General features: G+C 42.8%; 20 protein-coding genes. 14 read left to right on the forward strand and 6 right to left on the reverse strand.

Features of this window, described 5'->3' with window-relative positions; genetic code table 11:
- Window positions 1-241 precede the first annotated feature (241 nt).
- From sucD to gldN, 8 genes are all read left to right on the forward strand, one after another.
- Window positions 242-1,117, forward strand: a complete 876-nt coding sequence (gene sucD, locus GVN20_RS28675; protein ID WP_166561635.1) for a succinate--CoA ligase subunit alpha — start codon at window positions 242-244, stop codon at window positions 1,115-1,117.
- 94 nt (window positions 1,118-1,211) lie between these two features.
- On the forward strand, window positions 1,212-2,387 hold the full coding sequence (locus tag GVN20_RS28680) for a DUF4271 domain-containing protein (protein WP_166561636.1): 1,176 nt from the start codon (window positions 1,212-1,214) through the stop codon (window positions 2,385-2,387).
- Window positions 2,388-2,418: 31 nt separating this feature from the next.
- Window positions 2,419-3,201 carry a uroporphyrinogen-III synthase gene (locus GVN20_RS28685; protein ID WP_114460626.1) on the forward strand — a complete coding sequence of 261 codons (783 nt, stop codon included), beginning with the start codon at window positions 2,419-2,421 and terminating at the stop codon, window positions 3,199-3,201.
- Between the two features lie 161 nt (window positions 3,202-3,362).
- Window positions 3,363-4,334, forward strand: a complete 972-nt coding sequence (locus tag GVN20_RS28690; protein ID WP_166561637.1) for a type IX secretion system membrane protein PorP/SprF — start codon at window positions 3,363-3,365, stop codon at window positions 4,332-4,334.
- Between the two features lie 260 nt (window positions 4,335-4,594).
- Window positions 4,595-5,704 (forward strand): SUMF1/EgtB/PvdO family nonheme iron enzyme, encoded by a 1,110-nt coding sequence (locus GVN20_RS28695; RefSeq protein WP_166561638.1) that lies wholly within the window; start codon window positions 4,595-4,597, stop codon window positions 5,702-5,704.
- A gap of 108 nt (window positions 5,705-5,812) precedes the next feature.
- Window positions 5,813-6,616, forward strand: coding sequence for a gliding motility protein GldL (gene gldL, locus GVN20_RS28700; RefSeq protein ID WP_166561639.1), 804 nt, complete (start codon window positions 5,813-5,815; stop codon window positions 6,614-6,616).
- Between the two features lie 94 nt (window positions 6,617-6,710).
- Window positions 6,711-8,306, forward strand: coding sequence for a gliding motility protein GldM (gene gldM / locus GVN20_RS28705; protein WP_166561640.1), 1,596 nt, complete (start codon window positions 6,711-6,713; stop codon window positions 8,304-8,306).
- A 79-nt stretch (window positions 8,307-8,385) separates the two neighbouring features.
- The gene (gene gldN, locus GVN20_RS28710) at window positions 8,386-9,465 is read left to right on the forward strand and encodes a gliding motility protein GldN (protein ID WP_166561641.1); all 1,080 of its coding nucleotides are present in this window, start codon (window positions 8,386-8,388) and stop codon (window positions 9,463-9,465) included.
- A gap of 60 nt (window positions 9,466-9,525) precedes the next feature.
- On the opposite strand, the gene GVN20_RS28715 is transcribed toward gldN, so the two are convergent.
- Complete coding sequence (locus GVN20_RS28715) at window positions 9,526-10,536, reverse strand: glycosyltransferase family 2 protein (protein WP_166561642.1); 1,011 nt, start codon at window positions 10,534-10,536, stop codon at window positions 9,526-9,528.
- Between the two features lie 64 nt (window positions 10,537-10,600).
- On the opposite strand from GVN20_RS28715, the gene radC reads away from it, so the two are divergent.
- From radC to GVN20_RS28740, 5 genes are all read left to right on the forward strand, one after another.
- Window positions 10,601-11,305 (forward strand): RadC family protein, encoded by a 705-nt coding sequence (gene radC, locus GVN20_RS28720; RefSeq protein WP_166561643.1) that lies wholly within the window; start codon window positions 10,601-10,603, stop codon window positions 11,303-11,305.
- Between the two features lie 48 nt (window positions 11,306-11,353).
- Window positions 11,354-12,679, forward strand: a complete 1,326-nt coding sequence (locus tag GVN20_RS28725) for an APC family permease (RefSeq protein WP_166561644.1) — start codon at window positions 11,354-11,356, stop codon at window positions 12,677-12,679.
- A 4-nt stretch (window positions 12,680-12,683) separates the two neighbouring features.
- On the forward strand, window positions 12,684-13,133 hold the full coding sequence (locus GVN20_RS28730) for a DinB family protein (RefSeq protein ID WP_206023394.1): 450 nt from the start codon (window positions 12,684-12,686) through the stop codon (window positions 13,131-13,133).
- A gap of 248 nt (window positions 13,134-13,381) precedes the next feature.
- Window positions 13,382-14,011, forward strand: coding sequence for a gluconate 2-dehydrogenase subunit 3 family protein (locus GVN20_RS28735; RefSeq protein ID WP_166561645.1), 630 nt, complete (start codon window positions 13,382-13,384; stop codon window positions 14,009-14,011).
- Window positions 14,012-14,048: 37 nt separating this feature from the next.
- Window positions 14,049-15,764 (forward strand): GMC oxidoreductase, encoded by a 1,716-nt coding sequence (locus GVN20_RS28740; RefSeq protein ID WP_166561646.1) that lies wholly within the window; start codon window positions 14,049-14,051, stop codon window positions 15,762-15,764.
- A gap of 77 nt (window positions 15,765-15,841) precedes the next feature.
- Here GVN20_RS28740 and GVN20_RS28745 read toward each other — a convergent pair whose 3' ends face one another.
- The 5 genes from GVN20_RS28745 to GVN20_RS28765 all read right to left on the reverse strand — a co-directional run bounded on the left by GVN20_RS28745 (window position 15,842) and on the right by GVN20_RS28765 (window position 21,427).
- Window positions 15,842-16,327, reverse strand: a complete 486-nt coding sequence (locus tag GVN20_RS28745) for a hypothetical protein (RefSeq protein WP_166561647.1) — start codon at window positions 16,325-16,327, stop codon at window positions 15,842-15,844.
- A gap of 312 nt (window positions 16,328-16,639) precedes the next feature.
- Window positions 16,640-18,289, reverse strand: coding sequence for a serine hydrolase (locus GVN20_RS28750; RefSeq protein ID WP_166561648.1), 1,650 nt, complete (start codon window positions 18,287-18,289; stop codon window positions 16,640-16,642).
- A gap of 43 nt (window positions 18,290-18,332) precedes the next feature.
- Entirely contained in the window at window positions 18,333-19,127 is a 795-nt protein-coding gene (locus tag GVN20_RS28755) for a hypothetical protein (protein WP_166561649.1), read from the reverse strand.
- Between the two features lie 408 nt (window positions 19,128-19,535).
- The gene (locus tag GVN20_RS28760) at window positions 19,536-20,312 is read right to left on the reverse strand and encodes a LytTR family DNA-binding domain-containing protein (RefSeq protein ID WP_166561650.1); all 777 of its coding nucleotides are present in this window, start codon (window positions 20,310-20,312) and stop codon (window positions 19,536-19,538) included.
- Window positions 20,309-21,427 carry a sensor histidine kinase gene (locus GVN20_RS28765; protein WP_166561651.1) on the reverse strand — a complete coding sequence of 373 codons (1,119 nt, stop codon included), beginning with the start codon at window positions 21,425-21,427 and terminating at the stop codon, window positions 20,309-20,311. Before GVN20_RS28765 ends, GVN20_RS28760 begins: the two co-directional genes overlap by 4 nt.
- Window positions 21,428-22,113: 686 nt before the next feature.
- On the opposite strand from GVN20_RS28765, the gene GVN20_RS28770 reads away from it, so the two are divergent.
- Window positions 22,114-25,256, forward strand: a 3,143-nt coding sequence (locus tag GVN20_RS28770; RefSeq protein WP_166561652.1) for a CotH kinase family protein, incomplete at its 3' end; no start/stop codon positions are given.

Consider the following 25,256-nt stretch of genomic DNA (forward strand, 5'->3'; position numbering starts at 1 on the left):
TTGGCCATAAATGACCGATGATTAACAGCGATAAATGTTTAAAAAAGCCTTAGCAAGGTATCAGTATTTTACCGTTTTAAACAGAAAAATAAGCAATATTTAGGCCTTTAAAAATTTTTCTTTCAGAGGTGCTTTTGTACTTTCTTTATTTCGACCTACTTTTACTGAAAAATTTTTGGCTTCTGTCTTGAATAAAATAAAGTTAATCATTTTGAATCACGCAATTTTATACTAACCACCAATGAGCGTATTAGTCAATAAAAACTCAAAGATAATTGTGCAGGGCTTCACAGGCTCCGAAGGTACTTTTCATGCCCAACAAATGATTGAGTACGGAACAAATGTTGTAGGTGGAGTAACTCCAGGCAAAGGCGGCCAAAGCCACCTCGACCGTCCCGTCTTCAACACCGTTGCTGATGCCGTAAATACCACAGGTGCCGATGTGTCAATCATTTTTGTACCGCCAGCTTTTGCCGCTGATGCCATCATGGAAGCCGCCGATGCAGGTATCAAAGTAATCGTTTGTATCACAGAGGGTATTCCGACGAAAGACATGATGTTGGCGAAAGAATACATCTCGACAAAGGACTGCCGTCTCATTGGTCCAAACTGCCCAGGAGTAATGACGGCCGACGAATGTAAGGTGGGCATTATGCCTGGTTTTATCTTCAAAAAAGGAACCATCGGCATCGTTTCTAAGTCAGGTACATTGACCTACGAAGCGGTTGATCAATTGACAAAAGCAGGTCTTGGCCAAACCACTGCCATTGGTATCGGAGGTGACCCAATCATTGGTACTACTACCAAAGAAGCGGTAGAATTGCTCATGAATGACCCCGAAACGGAAGGAATCGTGATGATAGGAGAAATCGGAGGAAGCATGGAAGCCGATGCCGCCTATTGGATTAAAGCAAATGGAACTAAACCTGTTGTTGGTTTTATCGCTGGTCAAACTGCCCCTAAAGGTCGTCGTATGGGCCATGCAGGTGCTATTATTGGTGGTGCTGATGATACGGCTGCGGCTAAGATGCGCATTATGAGTGAGTGTGGAATCTTCGTGGTAGAATCACCAGCGTTGATTGGTGAAACAATGTTGAAAGCCTTAGGTCGTAACTAACCGATATTACTGTTATCTTTTCTAACTTTGCAGGCAGTTTGGGTATCCCAAGCTGCCTGCATCTATTTTGGGGATTAAAAATGAGTATCGGCCAATGACGAAGAGCGTTGTTCAAAGGTTCAAATATATTACGTGGCTGCTATTGTTATGCAGCGTTGCTCCCCTTTGGGCAGAAGTAGGGCCAGATAAGCAGTACTTCCTTGTGAAAAATTTGGCGCAAGATTGGCTTGTGTATGATCAGCGAGAAAAAGAATACGTTCCGTACGTGGCCGAACAGCACGGTAATCAACTGGCACTCAATACACTCTTGGATTTAGAAAGCAACCTGCATTACGAACTGCTGTTGTACGTTGAAAAAAATAATTATCTGTTTCTGAATGGCTCATTGCAGGAAAACCTCAAGGCAGGAAGCTGGCGAGTGATGAAAATAGACAGTCTTTATAAAAAATTCAGGCGTCCGCAGTTGATGATTACAATATACGGAACGCCTGGGCAGGCGGGTAAGGTCGTGATTATTGGTCATCGAAAAGCCGCCGTTGAAAAACTGATTACGATTGAGGAAGAATCGTTTTTGAACCTAAAACCCCGAGAGCAAGCCTCGATTGCCAACTTTTTCATTTTGGGAATTTTGCTTCTGTTTACCTTTGCCGCTTTTCTGTTCAATACATCTCCCCGGGCTTTTAATCGGATTTATAGCCTTCCCGATTTATTTCAGATGGACTTCAGGGATGATTCATTTATGATCAATAAACCCTTTAGCCGAACCAATATTCTTTTTGTGGTTTTGCTTAGTCTGGAATTAGCCTATTTGTATTTGTTTACGCAGGATAAAGAATATAATCTGTTTTCATCAAAAGAATTATTAGCAACTGGACAGGCGTTTTCTGATACTTGGTTAAATTATTTAAAAATAGCATTTATCTGTTTTCTGGGATTTATAGGAAAATATTTTGGTTTGTATATTTTAGGGACTTTGTATCGTTTGGAAGGTGTAGCTAATGTGCATTATTTCAAGGTTTTACAGTCTTCCTTGTTGTTTTTTTCGGCGCTCATATTGATTGCGTCGGTGGCCTCTTTTTACATTGTTGACTGGTCGCCAATCATCCGTTCGGTACTCATTATTCCAGTAATTGTCTTTTATATTTTTCGAGCTATTTTAATCTTCTTTACAATTAGCAACAGCACAACTGTTAAAAATCTATATTTAATTTCGTACCTTTGCATTGTTGAATTAATCCCCATCATCATCGGGGTAAGGTATGCCCTATAAGAAGTGGGGAGAACCCCACCAAACGTCTGATATGAGCGAAACGATTTTGATGCAACAAGACCGGTTGAATAAAGTAGAGAGCATTTTGGTCACCCAAGCTCGGCCAACTGATGAAAAGTCCCCTTATTTTGAGTTAGAGCGCAGATACAGCGTGAAGGTCGATTTTCGCCCTTTTATCGAAGTTCAGGGTATTTCATTTAAGGATTTTCGTAAGCAACGGATTAACATCATGGAGCATACGGCTATTATTTTTACCAGCCGTAATGCCGTAGATAATTTCTTCCGTATTTGTAAGGAAGCTAAGTTGGAAATGCCTGCCGAAATGAAATATTTCTGCGTAACGGAGCAAACCGCCAACTATCTTCAAAAGTACATTCAAATACGCAAACGGAAGATTTTTTCAGGTCAAAAAACCGCGGCTGATTTGTTAGATTTAATCAAGAAACACAAAACCGAAAAGTTTTTGTTTCCTTGTTCTGACAAGCGGCGCAACGACATCCCCGAATTCATGGGTAACTACGAATTACACCTTACTGAGGCCGTAATGTACGAAACCGTGTCTTCAGATTTATCGGATTTGACAGAAGTGTTTTATGATGTTATTTGCTTTTTCAGTCCTTCTGGAATTACCTCTCTATTCCATAACTTCCCTGATTTTAAGCAAAACAAAACCCGGATAGCTGCTTTCGGCCCTACGACCGCAAAGGCAGTGGCGGATGCAGGCTTGATTTTAGACATTGAGGCTCCTATGCCCAATGCTCCCTCAATGACTGGGGCGTTGGAAATATATATCAAAAAAGCTAATAATATCTAATTAGAAAGGTTTAGGGCCGTTTTTCTCTGGACAATTTGAGCAAAACCGCAACACTTATCTCTTTTTATGCGTTATAGTAAGGGTTGGGAAACTAACCCTTTTTTTATATCAAATTTTTTTCGCTAATTGTCGTTTGTATTGAAAATACCGGCGAATTGGATATGAAATACCCACAACTACTACTATTGAGCATATTAAGTTGGTTTGCCCAATTAAGCTATGTACAGGCGCAGCAGGATGCTCAGTTTAGCCTGTTCATGCACAATCAATTATATTATAATCCCGCCACGGCAGGAGCCGACGGAACTACCCGATTTCAGTTGTTGAATCGTATTCAGTGGCAAGGGTATCAGACTACTTCTGGCGACGGCGGTGCTCCTAACACGCTGGTATTTTCAGGAAGTGTTCCACTGAATTTTATAAAAAGTGCCGTTGGCATTAATTACGTCAATGATCGAATTGGTGCAATGGGTAGTCAGGAAGTCCAGCTTTCGTATGCCTATCGCCTAAATATCAATGAAAATACCTTGGCAATCGGTGCGCGGGTAGGGTTTCAAAACAGATACATTGATTTTAGTCGCTTGGTCTCCCGTGAACCAGGTGACCCACTTATCCCAGTCGGACGTTTAGGGGTTACCCAGCCTGATATTTCTTTAGGGGTATTTTATGATGCAAGTACTTTTTATGTTGGTGCAAGCGTTAATCACCTAAATCGACCCAAATTTAATTTAGGAGGAGATACGGGTAATAGTATTTTAGCACCCAATGCCTATTTGACTGCTGGTTATCGTTGGGAACCACTGTATGGATTGGAAATACAGCCCCTTATCCTAGTTAAAAGCCTGACGGATTTCAACCCTAAAACGTTGTCGGTAGAGGGGGGGGTAATGGCTACTTGGGATGAATGGATTTTTGGCGGAATTACCTACCGTGTACAAGAATCCTATAATATTATAGCTGGAATAAATCTGCTTGGCAACAAAGCGCTTCGTTTGGCGGGTGCCGTTGATTTGGTAGGAGGAAGTCGCAGTGTAAAAGCCCCCGCATCGTATGAAGTAATGCTTTCTTATGCACTCCCAGCGCTTACAAAAGGTAAAAAGACAATTGTACGTACCCCAAGATTTAGGTATTGATACAGTGAATAATTGGGCGTATTATTAAATAGAATATTATTTTTTTGCCGAATTCAATCTTTGGCAATATTATTGTTGGAAGACCGTTGTACCGTTTGATAAAAAATTAATGGTTTTTTAGTAATTTTGGGGGCTTGTGGGGAATTTTAAAATAAATAAAGCCCTTCTTTGTAGCAGTAAAAGAGAATTTTAAAAAAAACACACAATAAACACATAGAACTTCGTTTCTATACTGAATTTTGAAACTAACGGGAATAACCATGAGCAAGAGGGTATTTTTCGGCTGCGCCACCAAAGGAGCATGGATTTTGATGGTAGCGATGATGCTGCAAAGTTGTGGATTTGTCAAAGATAAATTTGGCGGAAAAAACAGCAAAGGAGGAAAAGGGGGCAAAAAAGGAGCCAAACAGGAAATCGGCGTTCGGAACGGAGAAGTAATTGCAACGGGTCGTAAAGACTATAAGCAGGATACTCCTTTTGGAATGGTACTTATCCCATCGGGTTCTTTTATGATGGGGCAGGCTGACGAAGATGTTGCCGCTACGCAGGTCAATTTTAACCGCCGAGTAACCATTACTTCGTTTTACATGGATGATACTGAAGTAACAAACCATGAGTATCGTCAATTTGTCGCATCTCTGATGACTGACTCACTGTCAGTACTGGGAGAAGAAGAAATCATCTCAAAGTACCATCCCGATACTACGGTTTGGAAAAAAGATTTTACGTATCACAACGGTGACCCGATGCTTGAATATTACTATTCACATCCAGCCTTTGATACCTATCCTGTCGTTGGGGTGAGCTGGAAAGCCGCTCGCTATTTCTCAGAATGGCGCTCTAATCTGTACAACGATTACCGAGCAAAAGAAGGTAAATATCGTTCTCCAAAATTCCGCCTGCCTACCGAAGCCGAATGGGAATGGGCTGCTCGCGGCGGACGTGCATCTGCCAAATATCCTTGGGGTAACCCTTACGTAGCCAATGGCAAAGGTTGCTTCTTAGCAAACTTTAAACCACAGCGTGGTAATTATGACGCCGATGGATATCCTTACACTGCCCCCGCAAATGCCTACAATGCCAATGATTATGGATTGTATAACATGGCAGGTAACGTAGCCGAATGGACCTTGGATGCTTATGCTGATAATGCCACTATTGTAAACTGGGATATGAACCCAATGAATGATAACCCTGACGAACCACGTAAGATAGTACGGGGCGGATCATGGAAAGATGTTGCTTACTTCCTTGAAACAGGAACACGCGGTTGGGAATATGAAGACAATAAACGCTCGTTCATTGGTTTCCGTTGCGTAGTTGAAAACCTTGCTGGTCGTGCAGCTACTACCCGTGGACGTAAAAGATAATTCGACTTTATTACCTTAAAATATAGGGTGCTGCCCGGCGGCACCCTTCTTTTTTACGACCTTTATTTATTGTAACCGATTCTATTAAACCAATATTTTAATTCTGTTATGGCAGCACAAAAACAAGGTGTTTTCTGGAGTAAAATAGTCCCTACTGCTTATGCGCTTGGAGCAGCCGTTGTAATCATCGGTGCTTGGGCAAAAATTACCCACATCGAAGGTGGCGGTGAGATTTTGACAGTTGGTCTTTTGACCGAAGCTTTCATTTTCGTTTTGTACGCAGTACAAAGCTTTTTATACCCTGCTTCTGAAGAATACGCGTGGGAAAAAGTATACCCGGAATTGGCGGACGACGCGGCGCCTGTGCCTTCGCGTAAAGAAGAGAAAAAAGGTGTTGGTTTGACTGCCAACATGGATAAAATGTTAGCCGAAGCCAACATATCACCAGATATTTTCAATAATCTTGGTAAAGGATTTAAAAACCTGACAGATACAGTATCTAAAATCGGAGATTTGACCGATGCAACTATTGCGACCAACGATTATGCTAAAAACGTAAAAACTGCATCGGCATCAATCAATGATATGAACAAGTCTTACGGCGTGGCAATCAATGCGATGTCTTCTATGGCAGATGCAACCAAAGATGCCCAACAATATCGTGAGCAATTCCAAAACATTACCAAAAACATGGGCGCGCTCAATGCCGTATATGAATTGGAATTGCAGGATACAACCAAGCACCTCAAGGCCATGAATGCGTTTTATGGTAACTTGACAAATGCGATGGCTAATATGGCGGATGCAACCAAAGAATCACAGCAGTTTAAGGCTGAAATGTCAAAATTGACAACCAATATCACGGCCCTGAACAATGTGTACGGTAATATGCTAACCGCAATGCGAGGATAATTTGATGGCGCAGAGTTAAAATTCTGAACCCTTAAATACAACTGTCACCCTCGTTAAAATCAATTAAAGTAAGCTAAAATTCAACTATTTAAAAATGGCAGGAGCAAAAGAGACACCCCGTCAGAAGATGATTGGGATGATGTATCTGGTTTTGACGGCCATGCTGGCTTTGCAAGTAAGTTCGGCATTGTTGGAAAAATTCCAATTGTTGAACAACAGTATGGAGGTTGCGTCAAACGCCGCTAACAAAATCAACGCAAGAACTGTTGAAAATATCAGAGATAAAGTCGAAAAGTCTGGAAATAGAGCTTTTGAAGTGGCGATTGTCAAGCAAGCTGAAGATGTGCGCAAGATAGCAAGTGGGATGATTAGTGAGATTGATGCCATAAAAAGTCAAATAGCAACCGAGGCTGGTGGAGGTATTGACCCTGAAACAGGAAAAGTTAAAAACCCGAACGAAGAGGATAAGGTAGCTATTTACATGATTGGACCTTCAAAGAATGGTAAAGCGTATGAGCTGAAAAACAAGCTTAACGGTTTCGTAGAGCAAATGAATAAACTCTCAGGAACTAGTTTTGCACCATTGGCCCTCGACGGTAAAGAAGACCCTCTCGCAAAACGCGACAAAGATCAACGTACAAAAGACTTTGCAGAATTAAATTTTGCGCAAACACCCGTTCCGGCGGCATTGGCGGTATTGAGTCAAAAACAATCGGAAATTCGTCGTTTAGAAGCGGAAGTACTCGATGCTTTGGCGGCTAAAGTAGGTGCGAAAGACATTAAGTTTGATAAAATTCTGGCAATGATTAGTGCTGAGTCTAACGTAGTTGTGGCGGGTACTAAGTTCAAAGGAGAGATGTTTATTGCGGCTTCTTCGAGTTCTCTTACGCCACGCATGAGTTTAGGTGGAGCACCATTGCGGGTACAGGATGGAAAAGGAATCATTGAATTCACGGCTCAAGGTGGTTCGTACGACAAAGATGGTTTGGCTGCCAAAACCCTGTCGGGAGTTATTTCATTTCCTACGCCGAGCGGTCGTGATACCACGATTTCGATGAAATATGATTATAAAGTTGCTAAGCCAACCTATAATATTGAGTCAGCTTCGATGCCGCCTTTGTTTTTGGGTTGTAAGAACGTGTTGAGTATTCAAAGCCCGGGCTTAGGACCTTTATGGAATCCAGCTTTTACGGCTGATGGTGCCGAAGTTATCAACAATGGCAAAGGGAAAGTAATTATTATTCCAAACAATAGAAATGTTAAATTAAATATTTCGAACCAAGGAAACTTGATTGGTACCGAAGGCTTCCGCGTAAACCGCGTTCCTCGGCCTCGTTTGGAATATTATATCAATGGCGCATTGGTGGATGATAAACGCCCTATTTCGGCCAGTATGGCGCGTAGTATTTCCGTAAAAGCGATTGCGGATGAGAGTTTAATCAATTACTCGCCCGAAGATGCAAATTTCCGGGTAGGAAAAATTGAAGTTCGTTTGGCAAGCGGAAACCGTCCAAAAGGTCAGCCAGTGGTGATTTCGGGGCCAAGTGGCTCAATCAATGCTTTGGCAGCCCAGGCTGCGGCGGGAGATCGTCTTGTAATTGAAGTATCGGGCGTACAGCGCCGTAATTTCAAAGGAGATGTTCAGGATGCGGGTATAGGCTCTGAAACTCGTACGGTGCCGTTGAATTAAGAATACTGATTTTCGATTTTGTACTAACAAGAAACAGATTTCGTTAGTAATAAAGTAATCAAAATAACGCTCAAAGAAAATGAAAAGATGGAGTAGCCTGTTAGGTAGTGCGGCCTTGGTAGCATTGAGCATGAGCACTCAAGCCCAAGAGAAAGACACTAAGGGTGTCAATCCGCTGTCAGTGCGCGAGATTAACGATGCTGATGTGATGATGAAACGCACACTGTGGCGCCGGTTGGATTTGCGGGAAAAGCAAAATCAACCTATGTTTTCAGTAGGCAATGAAATCACAAAGTACATCATGGACGCTGTAAAGGCGGGTCTTTTGGAGGCGTATGTAGATGCCGATATGACCAAAAAAATGACCAGTACGGATTTCAGCAAAGCGCTTCAAATGCCAAATCAAGGGCAGACATTGACCGAAGATGAAATAAAAGCTGGTTTTGGTACTGACAATGCCGCTCAAGGTGGAGATGTTTGGGGAGATGCTGCAAAGAAAGACCCGAAAGCGCCTGCCAAGGCAGATGATGGTTGGGGAGCTCCAGCGCCCAAAAAAGAAACACAACCCGTAGATGATGGTTGGGGTACGCCAGCACCAAAAAAGAAGACGACTACCAAAGGTAAAAAGGGGCAAATTGCCAAAGTGCCTGTAAAGCCTCAAGTAGATTCAACCGAAATCAAACGCAAAATGGCGGAAGAAGCCGCCGCAATTGCTGCGGCTGAAGCGCAAAAAATGGAAGAGAACCAATTCTTTCCTAAGGATATTCCAATCCTAGAAATGAAAGAAGATTGGATTTTTGACCGCAAGCGTTCACGTTTGATTTACGATATTCAAACCATTACGCTTGTATTACCATCTGAATTGAATCCTGGAGGAATTGAAAAGCCGATTGCTACTTTTAGATACAAAGACTTGGACAAGCTGTTCCGTAGCGATCCAAAGAAATTTATCTGGTTCAACGAATACAATACTGCGCAGCACAAAAACTTAGCGGATGCGTTTGATCTTCGTCTGTTCAGTGGTCGTATTATCAAAACTTCCAACCCCAAAGACCAAGACCTCATTACCATTTATGGTGGTGAAAAAGAAGCGCTTTGGAAATCTATCCAACTTGAAAATGAGTTGATGGAGTTAGAGCATGGTTTGTGGGAATATTAATGATAACGATTATGGTATCATAAAAAAAGCGGTCACAATGGCCGCTTTTTTTATGCTTTTTTAGGAAGGATACTCAACGCTAGCGCCTGTTTCGCGGTGGGTTTTTGGTTCAAGTAAGCGTTTTACCCCCTCTTGCGCAAAGCCGAATCCATAGCCAAAGAGCTGTACAAATGCCGCGATAATGCTCAGGAAGCCCACTTCCAGACTTTTTGATTGTCGAGTGGCGTCGATAAGCAGCAGAATGATATAAATTGCTAAAAAAGTAATTCCTGCCTGAAACAACCAAGGGTGAATCAACCACAATAAGGGAATACTGAGGCAACCAAGGGTAAACAGAAAAGGAAAGGTGTGAACTAATTTGAGTTCATCTGGATAAAAGCGGGCTATATTGATTCGCGCACGTCCAAAGAAGCGTAGTTGCCGAAAGAAGGCCCCAAACCCAGTGCGCCGTTTGTGATAAATGAATGCTTCTGGAATCAGGGCTGACTTGAAACCCATTCGGAGGGCGGTGATGCTAAAAATAATATCTTCGCCCATTCGGCTGATTTGAAATCCTCCCGTACGTTCCCACACTTTGCGAGAAATGCCCATATTAAAACTACGAGGATGGAATGTGCCCCCTAAATTACTTTTTTTACCCCTAATGCCGCCCGTCGTAAAGAGCGAAGTCATCGAATAACTGATGGCTTTCTGAATAGGAGTGAAACTTGGATGGTCGGTGTCGGGACCGCCGTATAAATCTACGTAATCAGTATTCAATCGGTGGTCAACAATGCTCAGATAATTGGGCTCTATTAGTGCATCGGAGTCAAGAATAACAAAATAATCGCCTTGGGCACGTTCAAACCCGTAGTTTCGGGCAAAGCCTTGGCCGCCATTTTCCTTGTAGAAGTAGTGAATTTCCAGTTGTTGACTAAAGGTTTGAACAACCTCCTCACATTTGATTCGGGAGCCATCTTCAATAATGATGACTTCGAAATGGGTAAAAGTTTGTTTTACCAGACACGTCAACAACTCGGTCAGTTCGTCGGGCCGATTATAAACGGGGATAATAATACTGTATTTACGCATGACTCGCTTTGATTTCACTGGCAAGTTAGTATTTTTACCACGAACGACCACCTATGACCTCTTCATGACTGATAACGACTACACTTCATCACGAAAAATACTGAGTTGGGCGGAAGAAGACCGCCCTCGCGAAAAATTGCTTTTGAAAGGGAAAGCCGCGCTGACAGATGCCGAATTGATTGCTATTTTGATTGGCTCAGGCACCGTTGAACTATCGGCGGTAGATTTGGCAAAGGTAATTCTCCAAAAAGCTTCCAATAATCTGAACGAATTGGCCAAGTTGACCACTAAAGATTTAATGAAAATCAAGGGGATAGGCGAAGCAAAAGCCATTACGATTATTGCGGCGTTGGAGCTAGGAAGGCGGCGTAAAGAAAGTGAAATTGTGCGAAAACCGCGTATTACATGTTCAAAAGACGGGTACGAACAAATTCGGCCTTATTTATTGGATTTACCTCATGAAGAGTTTTGGTTGTTGTTGCTCAATCGGGCCAATGAGGTCATTCGTCCCGTTCAAATCAGCCAAGGAGGCGTTTCGGGTACGGTAGCCGACCCGAAAATGATATTTAAAGTGGCCGTTGAACATTTGGCCAGTGCCATTATTTTGGCACACAATCATCCCTCGGGCAATCTCAAACCTAGTGAGGCTGACAAAGACCTTACACGTCGCCTTACGGCGGCGGGGAAGTTGCTCGAAATCCCTGTTTTAGACCATATTATCTTTACGGATGGCGGTTACTTGAGTTTTGCCGACGAAGGATTGCTTTAAGATGAGATAATTCAATTTCGTAACTACCCAACCTTTAGTTTTTAATCCATGTCTCACCAACTTAAAAAACAAATTACGCTCTTCAGCCTGACCATGATTGCGGTAGGGTCGAGCATTGGCTCAGGAATATTCCGGGCACCTTCTGAAATCGCGGGCTACTTGCCCACCACAGGCTGGATGTTGGGCGTATGGGTAGCGGGAGGGATGGTGGCGTTGTGCGGGGCACTTACTTTCGCCGAAATTGCTTCTATTTTTCCTAAAGCAGGCGGTTTTTATGTGTTTTTAAAGGAAGCATTTGGCGAGCTTCCTGCATTTTTATACAGTTGGTCCATGTTGTTGGTTATCAATACGGGTTCATTGGCGGCGCTCACGTTGGTTTTTACTTCGTACTTGAATGAACTGATTCCCATGCCAGAGAATGTACAACTCGCAGTGGCTGTTTTCACAATTGGGCTTCTCACCATTATGAATGTGCTGGGCGTAAAATGGGGTGGCGTGTTTGCCTCTGTTTTTACATCAGCCAAATTGGTGGGCATCGCCGTGGTGGTTATCATTGGTTTTGTGGCAGGAACGTACGCTATAAATATTACAGATTTTACGTGGACCTCCAATACGCAAAATTTACCCCTTGTATCCTCCTTTGGATTGGCGCTGATTGGGGTTTCTTTTTCGTACGGAGGCTATCAACATGCTACGTTTATTGCGGCCGAAGTCAAAGATGCCAATCGACTCGTGCCCCGCGCGATGTTGATGGGAATCGGTATCGTATGCTTGGCGTATTTAAGCGTAAATGTTGCCTATTTAAAGCTGTTGCCGATTGAGCAGATTGCGGCTTCTACGGGCGTGGCTTCAGAAGCCATTTCTACCGTATGGGGATTAGGCGCTAAATTTATCTCGTTTTTGATTGTCTTGTCGGTCTTGGGAACCATTGGCATTTATATCCTGACCGCGCCGCGTATTTATTTTGCAATGGCGCAGGATGGGTTGTTTTTTAAGCAGTTTGCCGAGATTCATCCCCGTTATCAAACGCCTTTTTGGGCCATCATTTTTCAGTCTTTCTGGACGATTGTTTTGTTGATTTTCTGGAAAACCTTCTCCAATCTCATCACTTATGTGGTGTTTGTAGACACTTTCTTTTTCTTCCTCACCGCAGCGGCCATTTTTAAGTTCAGGCAGCGCAAACTAAAACGTAATTACAGCACCCTTGCCTACCCAATTACGCCGTTGATATTCATGGCTTTATCGGCTTTTGTTGTGGTTAACACGCTTATTGAAAAGCCTGAACAGGCGCTGGCAGGGCTGTTTTTTCTGGGATTGGGAGGAGTTGCCTACGTATATTTTAAATGGAAAAGAGCATTGAACATAAAAAATTAGCATGATGATTACACAAACATTGATTTCGCTTTTTGAGCGGGATTTGACCAAACTGAAAGAAGAGCTTCTTGCTTATCAAAACGAAGAAACAATCTGGAAAACAGAAGCCCAAATTCCCAATTCGGCGGGAAACCTGACCTTGCATTTGATTGGTAATTTGAATGCCTTCATTGGGGCCGAGATTGGCAAAACAGGCTATGTGAGAAATCGTCCTTTGGAGTTCAGTGATAAAGACGTACCCCGCCAAAAAATGATTGCCGCGTTGGATTCAACGATTGAAGTCATTAAAAATGCCTTGTCGACCCTGACCGAGGAGGATTATGCCGCCGAATACCCTTTGGTGGTTTTTAAAGAAAAAATGTCGACCGAGTATTTTTTAATTCACTTGGCGGTTCATTTGGGCTATCATTTGGGGCAGATTAACTACCATCGCAGATTATTAGATCACATCTAAGCTAATTTACCAATGAGTAGATTTTTAAAGTTAAAGCTGTGAATTTAAAATCAAGGCTCAAATAGGCACCTATGCTTAATAATAAACTACGTACTAGTCAGTGAATCAGGGACATGGATAAAATTTGTCAAACTTTCTATTGAATAAAATATTCTTTGCTTAAAAAAAGCGTTTACAAAAAGTAAAAATTGAACGCGTCTAATGTATTTTTACATCTTTCCTATAAGAAATTAAACTATCCTATGAACATGAACCGCAGAGAAGCATTGTCGCGGGTGGCCCTTTTGATGGGGGGTACTCTTTCGGCACCTACTTTAATGGCCTTTGGTGAAGGAGCTGCAATGCCCCAAACCGCAGGAGCTGCTTTTAGCTTTACGCCTGCCCAGCAAGCATTGGTTGCTGAGGTAGCCGAACATATCATTCCTCGTACTTCGACCCCTGGGGCGAAAGATGCAGGGGTGGGCCCTTTTATTGAGCTGATGTTGAAAGACTGCTACAAAGCGCAGGAACAACAAAACTTTTTGGATGGATTAGCAGATTTGGATGCTAAAGCCACCAAAGCCCATGGTAAAAAATTCATGGAAACCACTTCTGCCGAGCAAGTTGCGATTTTGAAACAAGTAGAGAAAGAAACCACTGAATTGATGAAAAGCGCCAATGTTCAGCAGGTGAAAGTGGGAGATAATGTTGACAAAGAAGTAGTAGATTCCAAAAAACTCAAGGGCACCCCTTTCTGGCGTTTGGCCAAGGAGCTTACACTGTTTGGTTACTTTACTTCGGAGCAAGGAGCTACCAAAGCCCTTGACTATGTGCCTATTCCGGGCCGTTATGATGGATGTATTCCGTTGAAAAAAGGCCAAAAGGCGTACGCGTTGTAGATAAATTACGTACAAGAATTAAAACAACTAACCTAAGATGTATCTAAATATTGATGCCCAAAAAGAAATGACCTACGATGCCATCGTCGTTGGGTCAGGGATAAGTGGCGGATGGGCGGCCAAAGAGTTGACTGAGAAAGGTTTACGCGTGCTGTGTCTGGAGCGGGGTCGTGATATAAAACACGTGGAAGGCTACGAAACGGCCATGAAAGCTCCTTGGGAACTTCCTCACCGTGGCCGACCCGACAATCAGTCGGCGGAAGAATATTGGGCGGGCATCCGGACGGGTTATACGGTCAATGAAGAGCACCGTTACCTTTTTGAAAACGACAGCCAAAACCCTTACTTGGAGACCCGTCCGTTTGACTGGATTCGGGCATACCATACTGGGGGGCGTTCACTGTTGTGGGGGCGTCAGAGCTACCGTTGGAATGAAGAAGATTTTATGGCCAATGCCAAAGAAGGAATTTCGATTGATTGGCCCATTCGATATAAAGATCTTGCGCCGTGGTACGATTACGTAGAGCGTTTTGCGGGTATTAGCGGGTCAAAAGACGGGCTTGATGTGTTGCCTGATGGTCAATTTCAGCCTGCTATGGAGCTAAACTGCCTCGAAAAGCACGTAAAATCTGAAGTAATGCGGAAAATGGGCCGTACTTTGACGATTGGACGGGTAGCGCACTTGACCAAACCGCAGAGTATTCATACGGCATTGGGTCGGGCGGCGTGTCAGTACCGCAATATGTGTATGCGTGGCTGTCCGTTTGGGGCGTATTTCAGCACGCAAGCGGCTACTTTGCCAGCGGCGATGAAGACCAAACGGTTGACTTTGGCCAACAACAAAATCGTGTCGGAAGTATTGTACGATGAGAAGAGAGGCCGGGCTACTGGCGTGCGTACCATCGACCAAAACACCCTAGAAGTGAAAGATTATTTTGCAAAAATTATCTTCCTCAACGCTTCGGCAATTCCATCGGCTTCTATTTTGATGAATTCTAAGTCAAGCCGTTTTCCAAATGGATTGGGCAATGATAGTGACCAATTGGGGCGCAACATCATGGACCACCACTTGGGCGTGGGTGCTTCTGGAACCTACGACGGTTTTGAAGATCAATACTATTTTGGCCGCCGTGCCAACGGGGTGTACATCCCGCGTTATCGCAATTGGGGCAAAGACAAACGCGATTATCTGCGTGGATTTGGTTATCAAGGCGGAGCAAGCCGTAGCAGCTGGGGACGTGGCGTAGGCATGGAAGGTTTTGGGGCGGCGTTTAAAGAAGAAATGACGGAAGTAGGAGGTTGGAACATGGGAATCGGTGGCTTTGGTGAAGTTTTGCCAAACGAAAATAACCGCTTTACCCTTCATCCCACCAAGAAAGACAAATGGGGAATGCCGTTGGTGGTGTTTGATGCAGGTTATGGCGAAAACGAGCGTAAAATGCGGATAGACATGAAAAACGACGCGGCTGAAATGCTCGAAGCAGCAGGTTTTAAGAACATCAATGCGTACGATAATACCAAATCAAATTTGGGAATCGGTATCCACGAAATGGGTACGGCAAGGATGGGTAAAGACCCCAAAACGTCGGTGTTGAATGCGCATAATCAGGTACATACGTGTAAAAATATCTTTATGACCGATGGTGCCGCCATGACTTCGGCGTCTTGTGTAAACCCTTCGTTGACCTACATGGCGCTTACGGCCCGTGCCGCGGCGTTTGCGGTCGATGAATTGAAAAAGAAGAACCTGTAACCAGTCGACAAAGTGCGTTTACAGACGTAGAAATAGTGTGCAGGAGGCGGTAGCAACACCGCCTCCTATTTTTTTAGCTACGATTTATGGCCGATGCTTTCTAAAATCTTAATCGCTTCCTTCTCGGCTTCCTCATCTTTGTCATCAAATGTAATAGAAATGAAAAAATTGGTACGGCTTTTTAAGTCAACAATACCCGCAAACATGATGCGGTCGCCATCTTTAAAGCCTTCTACGTAATACCCCGCAAAATCATCATTTTCAAACGTGCCTTCGTCGTCCACTTCGGTGAGTTTGAGGCTTTTGGCGGCGGCAATTGTGGCGTCGTCAATGTCGGCCGCACTGATGGCTTTTTGGTTCCAGATATACATGAAAAGTTCCATGCCTTCACCTGCCATTTCAAATTCATTTTTTGTGTCCTTGGTTATTTTGAAATCGTTGGGCACCGTTATTTCGATGTTATAATCATCCCAATAATAGGTCTTGTCGATATTGGGCGTAAAGGAGGCTAAAGAAAACAGCATCAAAGCAGATGCAAGAAAGAAGCGTAGAGAGTTTTTCATTTGATTAATTGATTTGAGTTTAGATAAAGGGTAAAATATAGAAATAAGGCTGATTCGGGATTAATCAAATAGATTATACTCTGTATATCAGAGAATTATAAAAAAAAGTGTGGAGAAAAACTTATTAAGAGAAGGGTGCGGAAGAATTAGAGGCAAACAGGCCTATTGAATTTGTTAAATTAACTTTTCAACTTGATTATGTCAAGCTGTTTTACCTAAATAAAATTGAACCGATGCCCAAAGGCGTTTTCCGGTAGCGGTTCAATTTTATGAAAAATGAATCAAAACGGGTATTTCTTAAAATCTTTTCAGTTACTTCAATTTTTTCCCTTCGATTTTTTGACCTCCTTGGTATAAAATTAATTTGTCGACCTGGCCGCTTTCGTTTTTAAAGAACTCTACTTGGGCATCGACTACTTTAAGAAAAAACTTGGTTTCTGACTCGGCAAAGAGTTCATTTTTGCCCTGACCCGTTGCCTGCGCAAAGAGTTTTTGGCCTTCTTGGGTAATGCTAAGAATAAAACCGGGTGCGAGTTGATAATCCCCCGTGTATTTAGCCAAAATCGTTTCGTCTACTTTTTGCTCCATGCGCGTGGGAATCGGTTTGTCGGTTTTGCTCCAAAGCATGGTCTGTGCTCCCCGTTGACTAGAAATGACCCCCGTAATCATCTGATTGACATCGCGTTGGAAATTGAGAAATGACAAAGATGTTTCAAAAAAGAACTTGTCTTTTTCGTAAGGTTTTATGAGAGATTTGGGGCCTCCTGTGCGTTGAGAGTAGAGCTTCCCGTTTTCCAAAGAAATAATCCGTTGACCTGCTTCGGGGTTTTCATATACGCCTATGTAGCCTTTTAAGGTGTTTTCATCCAGCGCAATTTCTTTGAAATTATAGGGTTTTTCAATGGCCCAAGCGGCCAATTTGGCGGCAACATTATCGGGTGATTTGGCGGTAGAATTAGAGAAAACGGCCACAAACACATCTTCTTTGGGTAAATAAATCGAACTTGTTAAAAATCCATTGATACCTCCGCCGTGTTCGATGGTCGCACTTCCTTGAATATCCCCCAAAAACCATCCGTAGCCATAATTGGTCGGTTTGCCATTGGTAAGCTTATAGGGCGTAAATGCCTTCTCAAGCGTTTCTTTTCGCACCAACTGATAGGCGTGGACGGCTTGGTGCCATTTCCACAAATCTTCGACCGTTGATTGGATAGAGCCCGCTGCGTAGGGCAATGTCATGCTCATGGGAGAGGCATTCTGAATGCCATCTTTTCCGCGTTCATAACCCGCCGCCCGGTTGGGAATCAACTTAGCGTCGTTTCCATAATAAGAATGGGTCATGCCCAGCGGCTTAAAAAATACCTGCTCAACGTAGTCGGGATAGGTTTTGCCCGATACTTTTTCGATGATGTACCCGAGTAGAAAAAAGCCCGAGTTGTTGTAGTGCCACTGAGTGCCTGGCGCAAAATCCATGGGCTGGTTCTTGAAAAAATTGATGAGTTCTTCGGGTTTCATATCCTTCAGAATCACATCACCAAACTCCTTCATGTCGGTGTAACTCTTGATGCCAGAGGTGTGGGTCAACAGGTGCTCAACGGTTATTTTGTGACCGTGGGTAGGATAATCGGGAATAAACTTAGTGATTTCATCCTCCAAACTCAGTTTTCCTTGCTCCATCAGTTGCAGAATAGCCACCGCTGTAAACTGTTTTGTAATGGAGCCGATGCGAAAAACCATCGCGGGTTGCATCGGTACGTTCAACTCTATATTTGCTTGTCCAAATGCTTTTTGGTAGATGATTTTGCCCTTTTGCGCCACCAGCACCGTTGCTCCTGATTCGGCGGGCTTAAATTGGTCGGTGAGTAGCTTGTCAAATTCTGAGGTAAGGTTTGTGCTTTGGGCAAAAACTATCCCAGTGGTGAGGTACCAAATAGAAACAAAGAGGATTCTTAACGTCTTCATGCAATGATTGTTGGTTGATGGTAAATGTAAATTGGCTGTACTTTTATTTTTTTCGTATTAGGGTGTATTTAAGCGCTCCGAAATCGGCTAATCCACATTCGTTATTGGATTTGTCAAATTCAACACATTTGATTTGGTGAATAAGCAAGGTGTCTCCTCGAAATTTGAAGGCCATCCATTCTTTTTGGTCTTCGCTACTGCTCAAACTGACTTGGTCAATCTGCATTCCTGGCCCAATGTAGTCAATGGCTGGTTGATAATAACGGTAGTTTTCCAAACCTGTTATTTCACCGTTGTTTTTAAATTCAACTTCTGTGCCGTCAGTCAAACTGTACTTGCCTTTAAACAGGATTTCTTCCAGAATGAGCGGATTGTGTTTCTCGTTAGGCTTAGCATAAGGACTGATTTTTACGAAGGTCTTATTGCCGATTGCAATTTTGGAGGGCGAGATTATTTTGATGTCTTTCAGGGGGCGGGTTAGGCTGTCGACTACTACTTCGTAGAGTTGGTAGGCGTCGTCTTTTTTTAGGACCGTGATTTCTTCACTGCCCTCGTGAAAATTCCAGACCATCATGGTGGGTAGGAGGGTACTATCTGGTATAACCACAAAAACATCTTCGCTTCCTTCTTGCGATTTTTGGGGCGATTGGTGCGTTTTGATGTCGTTAAAATAGGTTTCGCTCAACCAATACCCCGAAAAAGGAAGGGCAACAGAGGTTGTTTTGAAATCTGTGGCAGTGGTGGCGCCAGAGTCTCCTTGCTGTTCTGATTTTGAACAACTTGTAACTAATATTCCCAATATTCCCAAAACTAGGAGAAGAGAAAAGATTCGTTTCATGATTTGAAGTAAAGCAATGACAATGCATCAAACTTACTTCGGGTTTTTTATATATCCAATACAACCGTTGGGGACTTATTATTAGGTCCAATACGGAAGCAAAAAAAATTAAGCACGCGAAAAACAAGGTCTTTCGCGTGGCTTACTCACTTAATTTATCTAAAAATTTTTACGCAAAAAGGGACTTTTGCGTGGCAATGTTTTTGTCTCAGTTGAATAGGAAAGACGCCGCAAACGGTCGTAGCGTAGGTTGAAAGGGCATTTTAATAAGGGTGTTAATAATGTGTGTTAGTGCTTCAAAAATGCAAAAGAATGCAATCGCCCCCAAATGAAAGTGCCTAAATGCCGACTTTGAGTAGCTAAATCGGGTATTTGTGGGGTTGAATAACGGAGTTATTCCAAACCGAATTATTTTCCAAGCCATTCTTTAAAGCTGGTTACTCGGTCACCGCTCACAAAGATTTCCTGTCGTGGTGGGGGAACAACTTCGACTTTAAGTTTTCCCCCCGAATACGTATGTACGGTATGAATGGCAGATAGCGCAACCAGAAAAGACCGATTGAGTCGAAAGAAAAGATGCGGGTCGAGAAGTTGTACTAGTCGTTCGAGGCTATAATCTACGATGAGGCGAATACCATCGTGGGTGGTTAGCAACGTTGCTTTTTCTTCAAACGAAAAATAAGCGATGTCTTGGGTTTTTATGCTGCGAAGTTTCGAGCCTATTGTAACCATAAAACGGTCTTTGTAGGCTGGGGTTGTTGATTTTTTGAGAATTTGAAGCAGCGCTGATACATTGTTTTCAGTGGGTTGTAGGGGCTTGTTTTGCCACAATGTCTTGAATTTATCCAACGCAGCGGCCAACTCGTTGGGCTCGATGGGCTTAAGCAAATAATCAATGCTGTTGACCTTAAATGCTTGAAGCATATAGTCGTCGTAGGCGGTCGTAAAAATAACGGGTATGGTAAGTTGCAGTTCTTCAATGATTCGAAACCCTAAGTCATCTTCTAGGTGAATATCAAGAAACAGTAAATCGGGCCAATCATATTGGTTTTCTTTAAACCAATGCACCGTTTTGGTGACTGAAGGAAGTTGTGCTAATATTCTAATACTAGGGTCGTAGCGGTTGAGTAACGTTTCTAGCCACTGCGCCGTTAATTTTTCATCTTCGATAATCAGGACATTCATGTCAGAAGCGGAATTTTAACCACAAAAACAGTCTTCTCATCGTCGACCAAAACGGGATAAGCTGTCAGCAGTTTGTAACGATTAATGATATTTTGTAGCCCTAAACCAGTGGATGTTTCCAGTTTAGGACGGAGCTGGATGGGATTGCTCACAATTAGATAATTCGATTCGATAAAAATAAAAACTTTGAGGGGAGCCTCGGCTGACATTTGGTTGTGCTTCACGGCGTTTTCAATTAATAACTGCAACGTGAGTGGCGCTATGGAATAATGACTTGCGTCGTGTTCTGAGAGGTCGATGCTCACCCGTAGCTTATCGTCAAAACGCGTATTTAGTAGAAAGATATAGGTTTTAAGAAAGTCTAGTTCTTTTTTCAAAATGATACGCTCGTGGTCGCTTTGTTCTAAAATATAACGATAGGCTTTTGATAGTCGACTGATAAATTGGATGGATAAAGCGGGGTCGGTTTCAATCAGCGACGTCAGGATACTGAAATTATTAAACAAAAAGTGTGGGCTTACCTGATTTCTCAGAGCCGTAAATTTTGCCTGAGCATTTTCTTTTTCCAAACGTTCAGTTTCGATTTGGATTTCACTCAATTGGTAATAGGCTCTTCGGTTGGAGGCTAAGTAAAAAGCCGATAAAAGAGCCATGATAGTAAGGCCATTATTTGATTTCTTCTTTTGACTTCTCGTGTATTGAAGCGCCATTGTACTTTGAGAAGATCTGTTTTGGGTAAGTCCAAATTGCGTTTCTAAGGCACTCTCGGCAGTGCTCCATAATGTTCGGAAGCCCGTATTATAGACAACAGCCATGGCGCAGGCAATGACAAACATCGCCAATTGGGCGGGAATTTTAAATTCCATCAAAAAGTCAGTACCAAACCACCCAAATAGTTGTTGCTGAATCCATTCTATAACGCTTATCCAAACAAAGAAAAAGAGCACGATGACCGTAATTTCCATCACCCACAATGGAAGTCTTTGGGCCAGCGAAATCTCCTCGAAATCATAAATACTTATGTACACCCGCAGCGGCATATAAATAATGGAGATACTTAATGCGAGTTGCCATTTTTGGCGAGTCGTAAGCCGGGCGGAGTGGGGGGTATTCATTGCCTATAAAAATAAATTATGAAGCCATGAATACCAAATCAATGCAGCTGAATACTGATTTTGAGTCAATGAATGCCCTGCATCAAGACCTGAGTGTTTTTTTAATGGTTGTGTGTATGACTAAATAGTAACTACTGGCACTTCTTTTCATTTGCTAAAAGAGGATGTATAAATGCTTAAAAATATCCTCATTATCAGAAGGCGCAGATTTCTGTAAAATGGAATGAAAATGAGGCGTAATAGGTATGTCGAATTGAGAATTCAATTTTCAATGTAACTACTTTTAATCGGTCTTGAATCATTATCGACCGTTTGATAACTTTTTAGTATATTTTGTAGGCATTTTTGGCTTTGTCTAATGATAAACGTATATCATTGTATTACACAAAAATAAACTGTAAGGTAGCCTTATACCTAGAGATTACACATAAAAAAACGTTTGGGGATATATTTAAACGGATAAAAAGTAATATCTGTAGCAATACATTATGTTGATTTTCCGAACGCTATTTTATAGCCTTTTTGATTTGTAGTTTAGAGAATACTAAACCGTGAATAAGTATTGGTAGAAATCATTTGGGCAACCCAGAAGTGGGTTATAAGGTGTGAAGAAGAGCTAGTTTTCTACGCAATAGCTTTTGTTTTTAGCTTACATCAAATTTCACCCTACACCGTAATTAAACCCTATGAAAAAATTTATACTTCTTTCGATTTTTGTGTGCTATTCAGTTTTTTTGTCAGCACAAATCAAAATCAATGAATTGATGGCCTCCAATGCCAGCACCATCACTGATAATGCTGGCGCATACTCAGACTGGCTGGAGTTGTACAATCCTACTGCATCTCCTATTGATTTGGCGGGGTATTACATTACCGACAATTTCTCCAATTTGATGAAATTTCGTTTTACTATGACTAATGGTCAGGTGGTGGTGCCAGCCAACGGCTACTTAATCATCTGGGCTAGCGGTGAGGTGACACGGGGGGCAAAACACACGAGTTTTTCGCTTTCCGCGGATGGCGAGGCATTGGCTTTGGTTTTGCCCGATGGGTCAACCATTGTAGACAGCTTGTCGTTTGGGCCGCAGTGGAGGGATATATCTTACGGGAGAGAACCGAACGGCTCGGCTACTTTTAAGTATTTTTCACCAGCGTCGCCGGGTGCTGTAAATCTTACGGCGAATGCGTATACGGGTTTGGCCGCATCTCCCGTATTTTCGGCTGAAAGTGGTTTTTACCCAAGTGCTTTTTCATTGACTATCAGTAGCACAGAGCCAGGGAGTACCATCTATTATACCACCGATGGCTCTGATCCGAGCAGTGGAAATTTGGCAGGGACCAATTACACCTACAAGAATCAATACCCCGAACTGGTAGGCCAAACGGCTGGGCCTAGTTACACAAACACTTACCGGTCATATCAGTATAATGGTACCCCTATCAGTATCATAAACCGAAATTCACCAGTACTGCCCAATGTAGTCTCCAATATTTCGACTACGATAAAATACAGCTACACTCCGCCGCAGGCCGACTCGGTGTATAAAGGAACGACCGTACGTGCCAGAGTGTATGTGCCAGGGAAATTGCCGAGCGAGATTATCTCAAAAATTTACTTTTTTACACCTTCAGGATTACCAAAATACACTGTTCCAGTCATATCTATCCAAACCACCCCCAGTCGACTTTTTGATTACACAGACGGAATTTACGTTGCTGGAAAAGATTTTGTGGATTATAGGAATGGAACTAACATGTCGGGCACTGAAAAGAATTACAATCGCTCGACCGAAATTCCCGTCAATTTTGAAATATTGGATACCAACGGTGTAAAATTCAGCCAGAATGTAGGCCTACGTATACATGGCTCAGGTTCGAGAGATCTTGATAAAAAAAGCCTGCGATTTTATGCCAGTGGCGCTTACGGTGCTCCTGAGTATAATTATCCCCTCGTTCCTACGCTTCCCTTTACCAATTTTAAGCGTTTTATGATGAAAACATCGGGAAATGACTACGAAAGAACGTTGTTTAAGGATGCCTCTATATCGCAAATGGCCGAAGGTCTAAATTTTGAAAATCAGCAGTCACGTCCATCTGTGATGTTTATTAATGGTGAATATTGGGGGATACATCACATTACAGAGCGCCTCGATGAATACCATTATGCCAATCATTTCAACATTGACGCTGATTCGATAGAGTATTATTCGGGTTTTAATGAAAACAACGTGCCCGAAATTGAGGATGACTCAGGACACTGGGGAGTTACACTCAATTTTATGAAAAACAATGCAATGTCTAATACCGCAAACTATAGTTATATAAAGGAACGTGTTGATATTGAGAGTTTTATTGATTATACGGTTATGGAGCTTTATGCTGCTAACTGGGATTGGCCCATTGGGAACATTACTTATTGGAGATACAAAACACCTTACTCATCTACCAAACCGAAAGGAAAAGATGGTCGTTGGCGCTGGGCTTTGTACGACACCGATTTGAGTTTTGAAGAATACAATGAAAACTATTTTACCAAATTTGATAATCCCAATACTGCTGATTATCCTTATAAATACCTCATTGAAAATGCCGAGTTCAAAAACCAATTCATTACCCGGTATGCTGATTTGATAAATACCCATTTTCAACCCAACCGCTTGCTGGAAATTATCAACGCCAAAAAAAACGTAATTGATGCAGAGATAAGAGGGAATATTACCCGTTGGCAGCGTCCTTCAACGTATGCGAATTGGGAGGGTTTTGTAAACCTGATGACAACGTTTGCCTCGCTGCGTCCTCCCATTGTTCGCGGACATATTCAGAGCCGTTTTAGCCTTAGTGGTCAGTACGACTTGACTGTCAATGTTTCCAACCCTGACCACGGCTATGTGCGGGTCAATACGATTGATATTTTGCCCACAACCGCGGGGGTGAGCGCCTCGCCTTACCCTTGGACGGGTAAATACTTTTATAAATCTGATAACTCTCTTCCAGTGGTGATACGGGCGCGGGCTAAACCGGGCTATAAGTTTAAACATTGGGTCTACAATGCTACAATATTGACCGACAGCGTGCAGACCATTACTGCTACTTCGGCCCGTAGCTATACAGCAGTTTTTGAGTCAGCGATATTGTCAGACAATCCAGTCCCTACGGTCGCATTATTGGAAGCGTGCGGGTATAGCTTCACCGCGTGGGATTCTACCTCGGCGGCTGGTACTACTCCTGCCAACATGAAATTTGTGTATATGGCGGATGGCGACCCAGGGGTTAGTTCGGCTATTGCTGGTTATACCAATGGTGCCTATAATTTGACAAGTTCTACCAGAATAAATGGACGTAATGCTCGAGGGTTTTCATTTATAAATACGGGTGGCGGGAATAATCCTGGGTACCCCGCTACTGGTACAGGAGGACAGTTGGGAGGGGCTATTTTGGCTATAAATACGCAAAATAAGGATGAAGTAACTGTTAAGTGGAAGGGGCGGACCCGAGCGATAGGGACAAGAGAATACGCGATTCGCTTGCAGTATCGTATTGGCGACCAAGTGAATTTTACGGATTTATTGAATGAAAGCAATCAAGTAATAGAATACAATCGAGGAGTGGTGGGTGACAGTGCAGTATTTGAAGTGAAATTGCCCGTTTCGTTGCTAAATCAGCCTTATATTCAATTATTGTGGCGCTATTATCGCAAGGCAGGCACTAGCGGTAGCCGTGACGAATTGGGGGTAGATGACATTATTGTTGAAAGCAAACGGGTGTTGAGCGGAACAACTGCGGCGGGTGTGAGCACGGTGAATGATGGTGTATTGTTTTCGACGGCGAG

It is taken from the genome of Runella sp. CRIBMP, from assembly GCF_009905605.1.
Lineage (GTDB): Bacteria > Bacteroidota > Bacteroidia > Cytophagales > Spirosomataceae > Runella.